The organism is Metabacillus mesotrionivorans (assembly GCF_052171315.1).
GTDB lineage: Bacteria > Bacillota > Bacilli > Bacillales > Bacillaceae > Bacillus_P.
Genome location: NZ_JBQMFF010000004.1, coordinates 221,624 through 233,896 on the forward strand (window position 1 = coordinate 221,624; position 12,273 = coordinate 233,896).

The following is a 12,273-nucleotide window of genomic DNA, read 5'->3' on the forward strand; positions in this document are numbered from 1 at the left end:
CGTTTAGATGAAGATACTGTAAAAGCTATTACGTTTGACTGAGAAAAGCACAAGATCCCATAAAAAAATGCCGGGCAGCCGCCCGGCATTTATTTCTTTTTTAAGCCTTCTTCAAGAATTGTGAGCATTTCATTCTTTTCATCTTCGCTTGAATTCTGCCAGATCACTTCAAACAGAACGCCAAGTCCCGGAAGCATTTTTTCTTCGCCGTTTTGGATCGCATCGACAATTGTATCCTCAAGCTGCCCCTGGTCATTGCCCGAAACATTTGAGATAATGGCATTTCGTAAATTTAAATCCATCTGACTCACTCCATTTTTAAAATAGTTGATCTCTGTTTATCGTGCATCACTTTGCTTATTTTATGTATCTTCCGTTAAAATAATAAGAAAAGCCTTTATTGTAAAATTTGCAGCTGCTTTTACATAGGTACGTTACACTCCAGTGGACTGAAGCGGAAGGCACTTGACTCCTGCGGGATGAAGAGGGCACTGAAGATCCCGCAAGAGCAGCGAGGAAGCTTCAGGCACTCCTCGCGGAAAGCAAGTGACTGGGGCGAAAGGGAACGGGTATGATTTGAGATTTATATTCAGCATAAAAACAGCCGAAAAATAAAAAAGAGGGGAATGAGCCCGCGTCCTCTTTAGCATGAGAAGTAAGTTCCTGGGGCGGAAAGGAACGGGTATAAGTTTAGAACCAGAAGTTCTTCTAAAGCTTGTGATAAAAACAAAAGAAAAAAATGGGCAGGAAAACCCAACAGCAAAAGGAGCAGGACAATTGAAGCGAATTGAATCCGTACAAAATCAAAAAGTTAAACAATGGCGCAAACTTCACACAAAAAAAGAACGTGATGCATCAGGCACATTTTTAATAGAAGGCATGCATCTCGTGGAAGAAGCCATCAAAAATAAATCAGATATAAAAGAACTGATCCTGTCAGAAGAAACAGCCATCCCAAAACACTGGGATCTAGACAGTCTGTCCATCATTTACGTAACAAAAGAAATCTTGAAAGCCATTTCCGAAACAGAAACCCCCCAGGGTGCTGCAGCCGTTTGCATCCAGAAGGACAGCGGAAGCATAAGCACATGGAAAAAAGTCATTCTGATTGATGCGCTTCAGGATCCGGGGAACCTTGGAACCATTATCCGGACTGCCGATGCAGCAGGTCTTGACGGCGTCATTCTCGGGGATGGGACAGTTGATCCGTATAACTCAAAAGCAGTGCGCTCCTCACAGGGCTCCATTTTCCATATACCGGTTGTAAGAAAAAAAATAGATGAAGCCATTTCAGAACTGAAGCAGAATGAAGTGTCCATTTACGGAACCTCCCTGCAGAACGGATCCGATTACAGAAAAGCAGAAACCTCCGGACATTTTGCCCTGCTTATCGGCAATGAAGGCAGCGGGGTAAGGGAGGAATGGCTGTCCCTTACCGACCAGAACCTGTACATCCCGATTCTTGGAAAAGCTGAATCCTTAAACGCCGGAGTTGCTGCCGGGATCCTGATGTATCACCTTGTGAAATAGGCAAAAGCGTGGTTGCATCGCCATCATGAATTCATTATAATAAAAGACAGTTACATACCATGAACAGCGTTGACAGAGAAGAGTAGTCTGCGAAAGCGTCAATCAGGGAGAAAATGCCGGTGACTGTGAGCATTTTTTTGACAGCAGCAGATGAATTCACCTCTTTAGCTGACACCAGGACCATCCGGAAAAATCCCGGGTGTAAAGGTGCTCCGGATCCTATCCGTTATTTATGAACGAAGTGAACAGCATGTTTTTTTGCTGTTAACAAGGGTGGTACCGCGACTGTCAACTCGTCCCTTTTTTGGACGGGTTTTTTATTTTGTTCAAAAAAAATCAGGAATCATCTGAAATAAAAGGAGGAAAAAACGATGCAGGAGCAATTAAAACAGCTTCAGCTTGAAGCGCTTGAAAAAATTCAGGCAGCAAATGATTTAAAGAGCCTGAATGAGATCCGTGTATCATATTTGGGTAAAAAAGGGCCAATTACAGAAGTTCTTCGCGGGATGGGCAAACTTTCTGCAGAAGAGCGCCCGCTGATGGGAGCTTTGGCCAACGAGGTGCGCGAGAGCATTGCCACAAGCATTTCGGCTAAACAGGAAGGACTTGAGGAAGCGGCAGTTGAAGAGAAGCTTGCAGCTGAAACGATCGATGTGACACTTCCGGGGCGTCCTGTACGCACGGGCAATCATCATCCGATTACGTCTGTCATTGAGGAAATCGAAGACCTTTTCCTTAACATGGGTTATTCCGTAGAAGAAGGCCCTGAGGTAGAGACGGATTATTTCAACTTTGAAGCGCTGAATCTTCCAAAAGGACACCCGGCGCGTGATATGCAGGATTCTTTCTACATAACGGAAGAAACGCTGCTTCGTACTCATACGTCACCTGTTCAGGCAAGAACGATGCAGAAATACAAAGGTCAGGGACCAGTGAAAATCATTTGTCCGGGCAAAGTATACCGCCGAGATAATGATGATGCGACACATTCACACCAGTTCACGCAAATTGAGGGACTTGTCATTGACGAGAACATCAGCATGAGTGATCTGAAAGGAACACTTGAGGCTTTTGCTAAAAAGATGTTCGGCGAAGAGCGCGAAATCCGTCTGCGCCCAAGCTTTTTCCCGTTTACAGAGCCTTCAGTTGAAGTCGATGTTTCATGCTTCGTGTGCGGCGGCAAAGGCTGCAGTGTTTGCAAAAAGACTGGCTGGATTGAAATTCTCGGTGCAGGAATGGTTCATCCGAATGTGCTTGAGATGGCCGGGTTTGATTCAAAGAAATACAGCGGATTTGCTTTTGGTATGGGACCGGAGCGAATTGCCATGCTGAAATACGGCATCGATGACATCCGTCATTTTTACACGAACGACATGCGTTTTCTGAAACAATTTAAAAGAGCATAAAAGGAGGGTTCCAAATGTTTGTTTCCTATAAATGGCTGCAGGATTACGTGGATCTCAGCGGAATCCCGGCAGAAGAACTGGCAGAGAAAATCACCCGAAGCGGAATTGAAGTAGAGGGTGTAGAGGTTTTAAATGAAGGGATGAGCGGTGTAGTCGTCGGGCATGTGCTTGAAAAAGAGCAGCACCCTAATGCAGATAAGCTCAACAAATGTCTGGTCGATACAGGCGGCGAGAACCCTGTTCAAATCATTTGCGGAGCTGCAAATGTCGATAAAGGGCAAAAAGTAGCAGTAGCAACAGTAGGCGCGGTGCTTCCGGGTAACTTTAAAATCAAAAAAGCAAAGCTTCGCGGCGAAGAGTCAAACGGAATGATCTGTTCTCTTCAGGAACTTGGTTTTGAAGCGAAAACCGTTGCAAAAGAGTATTCGGAAGGCATCTTTGTCTTTCCAAACGATGCTGAGCCTGGAAAAGATGCTCTTGCAGAACTTGGGCGTGATGACCAGATTCTTGAGCTTGGTCTTACCCCAAACCGCTCAGACTGCCTGAGCATGCTTGGCGTTGCGCATGAAGTAGCGGCTATTTTGGGCCGAAGCGTAACGTACCCTGACCTGACGCACGATGAAGGTTCAGAGAAGGCATCTGATAGTATTTCTGTCGCTGTTGAAGCAAAAGAAGAAAATCCGCTATATGTAGCGAAAGTAATTCGCAATGTAAAGGTCGCTCCGTCTCCGCTCTGGCTGCAGACAAGACTGATGGCTGCCGGCATCCGTCCGCACAACAATGTGGTGGATATCACGAACTATGTACTCCTCGAGTACGGACAGCCGCTTCATGCCTTTGACTATGACCGTTTAGGCTCAAAAGAAATTCTTGTCCGCATGGCAAAAGACGGCGAAGAAATCGTGACACTTGATGGACAAAAACGAACGCTTACTCCGGAGCACCTTGTTATTACAAACGGAACTGAGCCGGTTGCACTCGCAGGTGTGATGGGCGGCGAGAATTCAGAAGTTCATTCTGATACAACGACTGTTCTTCTTGAGTCTGCGTACTTTAACGGTCAGACAGTAAGAAAATCGTCCAAAGATCACGGATTAAGAAGTGAAGCAAGTGCGCGCTTTGAAAAAGGCGTCGATCCGAACCGGGTCCGCGCAGCAGCAGAGCGCGCAGCCCAGCTGATGGCGGAGCTTGCGGGAGGAGAAGTTCTTTCGGGATCGGCTGAGGTGAATTATCTTGAAGCTGAACCTGCGGTCGTGACCGTTCACATCGATAAAATTAACCGTGTGCTCGGCATGAACATTTCAGGTTCGGAGATGCAGTCCATCTTTACACGTCTTGGATTTGAAGTGCAGGAGGATAACGGCGCCTTCACGGTAACTGTGCCTACAAGACGCGGAGATATTACAATTGAGGAAGACCTGATTGAAGAAGTTGCAAGACTGTACGGCTATGACAACATTCCGTCTACTTTCCCTGTTAGCGCATCCGCACCGGGCAAATTAACGGATTATCAGCAAAAACGCCGAATGGCCCGCCGCTTCTTAGAAGGAGCCGGTTTGCATCAGGCGATCACATACTCGCTGACGAGCGAAGACAAAGCTTCCCTTTTTGCGCTTGAAGCATCTGATCTTACACGCCTGTCCATGCCGATGAGTGAAGAGCGCAGTGTTCTTCGCCTGAGCTTAATCCCTCACTTGCTTGAGACGCTGAAATACAATCTTGCCCGTCAAAATGACCAGGCCGCTCTTTATGAAATGAGCTCTGTGTTCATTTCAAACGGACCAGGTGAACAGCCTCTGGAAAAAGAACGGTTAAGCGGAGCTGTAACAGGGCTGTGGCATCTGAACCAGTGGCAGGCTGAGAAAAAACAGGTCGACTTCTATGTGGTAAAGGGAATTCTTGACGGCCTGTTCAATCGTTTAGGATTAAACGAACACATCACTTATCAGCAGACAAAACGCGACGGACTTCACCCGGGTCGTACGGCAGAAATTCTTCTTAACGGCGTTTCTGCAGGATTTATCGGACAGGTGCATCCGAAGCTTCAAAAGCAAATGGACCTGACTGAGACATATGTGTTTGAACTTGCTCTTCAAGAGCTTCTTCAAACAGAAGCAGAACCATTAACATTCTCTGTTATTCCGCGCTTTCCGTCTATGACGAGGGACATTGCCCTTGTTGTTGATAAAGACGTTGTAGCGGGCGATCTGCATAGCGCTATTTCAGAGGCAGGAGGAAAGCTGCTGAAGGACGTTTCCATTTTTGATTTATACGAAGGCGATAAGCTTGATGAAAATAAAAAATCACTGGCCTTCTCACTGCGCTATTTCGACCCTGAGCGTACGCTTACAGACGAAGAAGTAACAAAAGCGCATGAAAAAGTACTCCGTACGGTCGAGGAAAAATTTGCCGCCGTGCTGAGAGGTTAATCGCAGAGACAACAGGAAAAGAGCAGCTGACCATTAAGGTCCGGCTGCTCTTTTTATCTTTTTCTTTTTTTTGCGGCGATTTTTTCAGCCTTATCGGTATTGGCAAAATGAAACTTCGTCAGTTCTTTCAGTGCCGGGCTGCCTTTTTTCAGGATGATGGCTGCTGCAGCCTCGTCTACTTTAGCTCCTGCTCCTTTTGGAAGGGTAACTCCTGCTTTTTCTGACAGGCGGTCCATTTCCTTTAAAAAGGCATAGCGTGCAAGAATTGAGGCGGCCGCTACAGCAAGGTGGATTCCTTCTGCTTTTGTACTGAAAAATGTTTTTTCTCTTTTGAAGGATTTTCCAGATAAATGCTTGAAATACAGAGAAGGCTCTGCAAATTGATCAATCAATATGCCTTCAGGTTCTTCCGGCGCGATTTTGTCATAGAGTTTGTTTATCGCCTGGTTATGCAAAATGGCTTTCATTTTTCCCTGGGACATTCCTGTGCTTTGGAGCTGGTTGTATTTTTCATTGTGCAGGATCAGCAGAGAGTATGGAATGACTTTAAGAAGGTCCTTCGCAATGCTTATGATCTGAGTGTCATTCAAGTGTTTTGAGTCCTTTACTCCAAGCTCTTGAAGGAGCGGAATCTGCTCTTTTTTTACATAGGCGGCAACGACCGTAATAGGGCCGAAAAAGTCACCCGTGCCGACTTCATCTGAACCGATGATCGAAAGAGATGAAATGTTTGGCGGCGGACTGAAAACGGTCTTTGGCTGCGAAGGTTTCTTAGTAGCCTTTTTCTCGGGTTCGGACCATTTGGAAGCCTCTTCTGCTGCAAAATTTCCCTGGAAAAGAACTTTTCCTGATTTGTAGGCAGTGATGGAGCAGCCATTTGCTTTTGCCGTAAAAACGGCGCCGGGAGGCAGTTTTGAACCGAGTCCGGAAGAATAATAGGTTTTCATTTTCAGCATGGTCTGCTGATCAATTTTTATAACGGCATTGGACAAGAGAAGACACCTCTTCTATAGTAGTAGTGGTACGGGATTGATTGGCATTATCTTTCCATTATACTAAATATCATGTTATGATAAAGATTAGGATTCTCAAGAATGGAGGATTTTTCGTTGGATAACCACTCAAAAAAGAAAACGACAGTTGATATATATGGACAGCAATTTTCAATAGTAGGCACAGAGAGCACAAGCCATGTGCGTCTGGTGGCTTCTATTGTTGATGATAAAATGCGGGAAATCAGCAGTAAAAGTCCTAACCTTGATATAAATAAACTTGCCGTTCTGACGGCGGTCAATGTCGTTCATGACTACCTGAAATTAAGAGATGAATTTGAAAAACTAGAGAGACAAATTATAGAAAAGGATTGACGCAGTTAATGCTTGATATTGCCCTTTTAATTATCTTGATAATGGGTCTGCTCGTCGGACTGAAACGGGGATTCATTCTTCAGTTCATTCACCTTGCAGGATTCATTATCGCCTACATTGTAGCCTATAAATACTTCGGGGTTCTGGCGCCGAAGCTTGAGCTGTGGGTGCCATACCCGAGCTTTGGGGAAAGCAGCTCCAGTATTTCGTTCTTTACAGGCGGAAACCTTGAGAATGCCTACTACCGCGCTGTTGCATTTGTCATCTTGTTCATCGGAACAAAGATCGTGCTTCAGATTGTCGGATCTATGCTTGATTTTGTTACATACCTTCCTGTATTAAAGCAGCTGAATAAATGGGCCGGTGCCATTCTTGGTTTTCTTGAAGTCTATTTGATTTTATTCATTCTCCTGTTTATCGGAGGACTTCTGCCAATCCCTGAAGTCCAGTCGGCGATGGGGGATTCGGGAATTGCCAAAGTGATTGTTCATCATACCCCGTATTTTTCAGATAAAGTTCAGGAACTGTGGATTCAATATGCACCAAAATAACTTCTCCTCCAAACAGGAGAAGTTTTTTTGGCGCAAGTAGACGATTGTACATTTGCTTCAATTATTTGTATCATTCTAACTAGATGATCTATCACGTTCATGAGGTGAAAAACGTTGACTATACATAAAAAAGATGTCATTAAACTGCTTGAGCTTATTGCCGTTCATATGGAGCTTAAAGGAGAAAATCCGTTTAAAACCGCAGCATTCAGAAAAGCGGCTAACGCCCTGGAAACAGACGATCGCAGTCTTTCTGCGATTGATGATTTTACAAAGATTGCAGGTATCGGAAAAGGGACGGCTGCTGTCATTAAAGAGTATATGGAAGCCGGAGAATCAGAAACGCTGAAGCAGCTGCAGGAAGAGGTTCCTCAAGGGCTTATCCCGCTATTAAAGCTGCCGGGACTCGGCGGAAAGAAAATAGCGAAGCTGTATAAGGAGCTCGGCGTAACGGACGCTGACTCTCTTAAACAGGCGTGTGAAGAGGAAAAAGTGCAGGCGCTGGCAGGCTTCGGGAAGAAAACAGAGGAAAAAATCCTTGATGCAATCGAGGAAATGGGCTCCCGTCCTGAAAGACTGCCGCTTTCTTTTGTTCTGCCGATCGCAGATGAAATTGAGACATACCTTGAGTCGTGCGGGGAAATTCTGAAATACAGCAGGGCCGGAAGCTTAAGACGCATGAGAGAAACAGTAAAAGATCTGGACTTTATCATCGCGACAGATCATCCGCAGTTTGTCAGAGAGCAGCTGCTAAAGATGCCGAACATTTCCTCAGTGATTGCAAGCGGAGATACGAAGGTATCTGTCGAGCTTTTATATGAATATGAAATTGGCGTCGATTTCCGTTTAGTCACATTAAAGGAATTTGCCTCAACGCTGCATCATTTCACAGGATCAAAAGATCACAATGTGAAAATGCGCCAGCTTGCAAAAGAGCGCGGAGAAAAAATCAGCGAATACGGAGTTGAAAATATCGAAACAGGCGAAATCAAGACGTTTTCAACGGAAGAAGAGTTTTATGCACACTTTGATTTGCCCCACTTTCCGCCTGAGATCAGGGAGGACGGGACAGAAGTTGAAAAATACCGCAAAGACTTGAAGCTTATTTCACTCCAAGATATAAAAGGAGACCTCCATATGCACTCCACATGGAGCGATGGTGCATTTACCATCAGTGAAATGGCGGAAGCTTGCAGGCTCCGGGGCTATCAATATATGGCCATTACAGACCATTCCCAGTATTTGAAGGTTGCAAACGGCTTGACTCCCGAACGTTTAAAAGCACAGCGGGAGGAAATTGATAAGCTGAATGAACAGTATGATGATTTTAAGATTCTTGCAGGTGTAGAAATGGATATTCTGCCGGACGGAACGCTTGATTACAGCGATGATGTGCTTGAGGGCATGGATTTTGTGATTGCTTCCATCCATTCAAGTTTTTCTCAGCCCCAGGATGTGATTATGAAACGGCTGAGAACGGCGCTGGACCACCACCGTGTCCATATGATTGCACATCCTACCGGGAGACTGATCGGCAAACGCAGCGGATATGAACCTGATGTGGAAATGCTGATTCAGCTTGCAAAAGAGACGGATACGGTTCTTGAGCTGAACGCCAACCCAAACAGACTGGATCTGAGTGCAGAACACATCAGAAAAGCGCATGAGGCAGGAGTCAAGGTTGCCATCAATACGGACGCCCATAACCTGGACATGCTTGAAGATATGAAAACAGGCGTTTCAACGGCCATTAAAGGCTGGGTGAAAGCTGAAAATGTGATAAATACATGGAACCTGGAAAAGCTCCAATCCTTTTTGAAAAAAGAAGACAGCAGATAGACACGGACTAAAGGGTCTAAAAGACAGCAAGGAGGCTGTATAACGTGCAGCAGCGAGTGTTGAACGTATTGGAATTTCACAAAGTAAAAGAACAGCTTGTGAAGCATGCATCGTCATCTTTGGCGAAAGAAAAAGCAGAAAAGCTGGTTCCTTCAACAAATGTAGAAGAAGTGAAAACATGGCAGGAGCAAACCGATGAAGCAGCTAAAGTGCTGAGGCTTAAAGGGAATGTTCCGCTTGGCGGGCTGACCGATATCCGCAGCAGCATTAAGCGCGCTCAAATCGGCGGCATGCTGAATCCCCATGAACTGACAGAGATTTCCGGGACCCTCTATGCCGGCAAACAGATGAAGCGGTTTATTGAGGATATGATTGAAAGCGGAATTGAACTGCCTCATCTTGACGGGTTTGCGGCCCAAATACAACCTCTGCAGGAACTCGAACAGGAAATTTCGCACTGCATTGGAGATAATGGAGAGGTGCTTGACGGTGCAAGCGATACACTGCGGTCGATCCGAACCTCCCTTAGAACAACTGAATCGCGGATAAGAGAGAAACTTGAATCGATGATCAGGTCGTCATCTGCCCAAAAGATGCTTTCTGATGCGATCATTACAATCCGGAACGAGCGGTATGTAATTCCGGTTAAGCAGGAATACCGCTCCGCTTACGGCGGAATTGTCCATGACCAGTCATCATCAGGAGCTACGCTCTTCATTGAGCCTCAGGTCATTGTTGATCTGAACAACACGCTGCAGCAGGCGCGGATGAAAGAAAAAATAGAAATTGACCGGATCTTAACAAATCTTTCTCTTAAAGTCGCGGAAGAATCTGAAGCGCTTTTAGTCAATGTCGAAGCTCTAAGCGAAATGGACTTTATGTTTACAAAAGCTGGCTATGCCAAAAAAATCAAAGCATCCAAGCCGGAAATGAACGGCAGCGGAAGAATTAAATTGTTCAAAGCGCGCCATCCTCTTTTAAACCCTGAGGAAGTAGTCCCAAACGACATTGAGCTCGGGACTGATTTTTCAACAATCGTCATCACAGGACCGAACACAGGCGGTAAAACCGTTACGCTTAAAACCGTCGGCCTGTTTACGCTGATGGCCCAGTCAGGGCTTCAGATTCCTGCGCTTGACGGTTCGGAGATGGCTGTTTTTGAAAATGTGTACGCCGATATCGGGGACGAGCAGTCGATTGAACAGAGCTTGAGTACGTTTTCTTCCCACATGGTCAACATCGTGGATATTTTAAAACGGGTTGATTCTGAAAGTCTCGTGCTGTTTGATGAGCTTGGTGCAGGAACAGATCCGCAGGAAGGCGCAGCACTTGCGATTTCCATCCTGGATGAAGTTCATCACAGGGGGTCAAGGGTCATCGCAACGACTCATTATCCTGAGCTGAAAGCTTATGGATACAACCGCGAAGGCGTCGTGAACGCAAGTGTCGAGTTTAATGTGGAAACACTGAGCCCGACATACAAGCTGCTGATTGGTGTGCCGGGACGAAGCAACGCATTTGAAATCTCAAAGCGCCTCGGACTCATGAATTCAGTGATTGAGCGGGCGAAATCCCATATGAGCGAAGACAGCAATGAAGTCGATTCTATGATTGCCTCGCTTGAAGAGAGCAAAAAACGTTCGGACTTTGAGCTTACAGAGGCAGAGCAGCTGAGAAAAGATGCAGAGGATCTGCATGCTGAACTGCAAAAACAAATACTCGATTTTAATGAAGAACGTGATAAACTGTTTGAAAAAGCAGAAAAAAAAGCAGCTGAAAAAGTGGAAGCTGCACAAGCGGAAGCAGAATCGATTATCCGCGAGCTGAGAAGAATGCAGAAAGAACATCGTACGGGCATTAAAGAGCATGAGCTGATTGATGCAAAAAAACGCCTGGAAGATGCTGTTCCGGAATTTGAAAAGAGCAAAAAACCTGTGAAAACCGCTCCTCAGAAACACCGGTTTGAAGAAGGCGACGAAGTCAAGGTCATCAGCTTTAATCAAAAAGGCCATCTTCTCTCCAAAGTAGGAGAGGGCGAATGGCAGGTTCAGATCGGCATCTTGAAAATGAAAGTGAATGAAAAGGACCTTCAGTACATCAGCAGGCCAAAACCGGTTGAAACAAAGCCGCTTGCTGTGGTTAAGGGTAAGGATTATCACGTATCACTTGAGCTTGACCTAAGGGGAGAGCGCTATGAAAATGCCCTCATGAGGGTGGAGAAGTATATGGATGATGCTGTTCTTGCAGGCTACCCGCGGATTTCCATTATCCACGGAAAAGGTACCGGAGCCCTTCGCACCGGAGTGCAGGAATACCTGAAAAAACACAGGAACGTGAAAAGCGCGCGCTACGGAGAAGCAGGAGAAGGCGGAACGGGTGTAACGATTGTTGAATTAAAATAGACATTAGGAGATCTTCGATGAATCAATTTTGGGAGAATGAATTCGTTCAAACAGCTGCGTATTACAGCGTGGTCATCTTATGCATTGTTGTCTTTTTGGCGATCTTTGAAATTGTGACAAAGTACAACAACTGGGATGAAATTCAAAAAGGGAATCTGGCGGTTGCGATGACAACAGGAGGAAAAATCTTCGGAATAGCCAACGTCTTCCGCTTTTCCATTGGGCAGCATGATTCGCTGTTTGAAATGATCGGCTGGGGGATGTTTGGATTCGTCCTGCTGCTTCTTGGGTATTTTATCTATGAATTTTTAACGCCGAAATTCAGAATCGATGATGAAATCCAAAAGGACAACCGTGCTGTGGGCTTTATCTCAATGGTCATTTCCATCGGATTGTCCTACGTGATCGGCGCAGGGATATAAGGGGAGAAAACAGTGGAAACATTAGCAAAAGTACTTCTTGCCGTATGCGGCCTTTTCATCGCAGTTGGAATTATCTTTCTGGTCTTTTTTGCTTAAATTTGTGAAATCGAATATTAGCGGACTGCAGAGGAAGGCACTTGACTCCATGTCCAGCTTCAGCGCTCAGGCTCCTCTGTCAGAACAAAATCCCCCGAAAAGTCAAAAACGGATTTTTCGGGGGATTTCTTATCTGACTGCCGGAGCAAAACGGGCGCTTCCGCTTTTCTAAGGGATGAAGAGGGCAAGGGAGATCCCGCAAGCACAGCGAGGAAGGTCCCGGTCCTCCCC

10 protein-coding genes and 1 other annotated feature are annotated in these 12,273 nt (G+C 45.6%); of the genes, 8 read left to right on the forward strand and 2 right to left on the reverse strand.

The genetic code is table 11. The features are described from left to right. Window positions 1–89 precede the first annotated feature (89 nt). Window positions 90–302, reverse strand: coding sequence for a small acid-soluble spore protein SspI (gene sspI, locus ACTSEZ_RS13360; protein ID WP_029279208.1), 213 nt, complete (start codon window positions 300–302; stop codon window positions 90–92). A gap of 475 nt (window positions 303–777) precedes the next feature. Here sspI and ACTSEZ_RS13365 point away from each other — a divergent pair, with 475 nt between their 5' ends. The 3 genes from ACTSEZ_RS13365 (at window position 778) to pheT (ending at window position 5,365) form a co-directional block, all read left to right on the forward strand. Continuing rightward, window positions 778–1,530, forward strand: a complete 753-nt coding sequence (locus ACTSEZ_RS13365) for a TrmH family RNA methyltransferase (RefSeq protein WP_369734669.1) — start codon at window positions 778–780, stop codon at window positions 1,528–1,530. Between the two features lie 60 nt (window positions 1,531–1,590). Further along, window positions 1,591–1,834 (forward strand) — a binding site (T-box leader). A gap of 67 nt (window positions 1,835–1,901) precedes the next feature. Then, window positions 1,902–2,936, forward strand: coding sequence for a phenylalanine--tRNA ligase subunit alpha (pheS, locus tag ACTSEZ_RS13370; protein ID WP_369734670.1), 1,035 nt, complete (start codon window positions 1,902–1,904; stop codon window positions 2,934–2,936). A gap of 14 nt (window positions 2,937–2,950) precedes the next feature. Continuing rightward, the gene (pheT, locus tag ACTSEZ_RS13375) at window positions 2,951–5,365 is read left to right on the forward strand and encodes a phenylalanine--tRNA ligase subunit beta (RefSeq protein WP_369734671.1); all 2,415 of its coding nucleotides are present in this window, start codon (window positions 2,951–2,953) and stop codon (window positions 5,363–5,365) included. Between the two features lie 53 nt (window positions 5,366–5,418). On the opposite strand, the gene rnhC is transcribed toward pheT, so the two are convergent. Next, window positions 5,419–6,357 carry a ribonuclease HIII gene (gene rnhC / locus ACTSEZ_RS13380; protein ID WP_369734672.1) on the reverse strand — a complete coding sequence of 313 codons (939 nt, stop codon included), beginning with the start codon at window positions 6,355–6,357 and terminating at the stop codon, window positions 5,419–5,421. A gap of 102 nt (window positions 6,358–6,459) precedes the next feature. On the opposite strand from rnhC, the gene zapA reads away from it, so the two are divergent. The 5 genes from zapA (at window position 6,460) to ACTSEZ_RS13405 (ending at window position 11,946) form a co-directional block, all read left to right on the forward strand. Next, entirely contained in the window at window positions 6,460–6,732 is a 273-nt protein-coding gene (zapA, locus tag ACTSEZ_RS13385; RefSeq protein WP_369734673.1) for a cell division protein ZapA, read from the forward strand. Between the two features lie 8 nt (window positions 6,733–6,740). Next, window positions 6,741–7,283, forward strand: a complete 543-nt coding sequence (locus ACTSEZ_RS13390) for a CvpA family protein (protein ID WP_029566831.1) — start codon at window positions 6,741–6,743, stop codon at window positions 7,281–7,283. Between the two features lie 114 nt (window positions 7,284–7,397). After that, window positions 7,398–9,122, forward strand: coding sequence for a DNA polymerase/3'-5' exonuclease PolX (polX, locus tag ACTSEZ_RS13395; RefSeq protein WP_369734674.1), 1,725 nt, complete (start codon window positions 7,398–7,400; stop codon window positions 9,120–9,122). A gap of 44 nt (window positions 9,123–9,166) precedes the next feature. Further along, window positions 9,167–11,524, forward strand: coding sequence for an endonuclease MutS2 (locus tag ACTSEZ_RS13400; protein WP_369734675.1), 2,358 nt, complete (start codon window positions 9,167–9,169; stop codon window positions 11,522–11,524). Window positions 11,525–11,541: 17 nt separating this feature from the next. After that, window positions 11,542–11,946 (forward strand): DUF350 domain-containing protein, encoded by a 405-nt coding sequence (locus ACTSEZ_RS13405; protein ID WP_029279225.1) that lies wholly within the window; start codon window positions 11,542–11,544, stop codon window positions 11,944–11,946. Window positions 11,947–12,273: the final 327 nt, after the last annotated feature.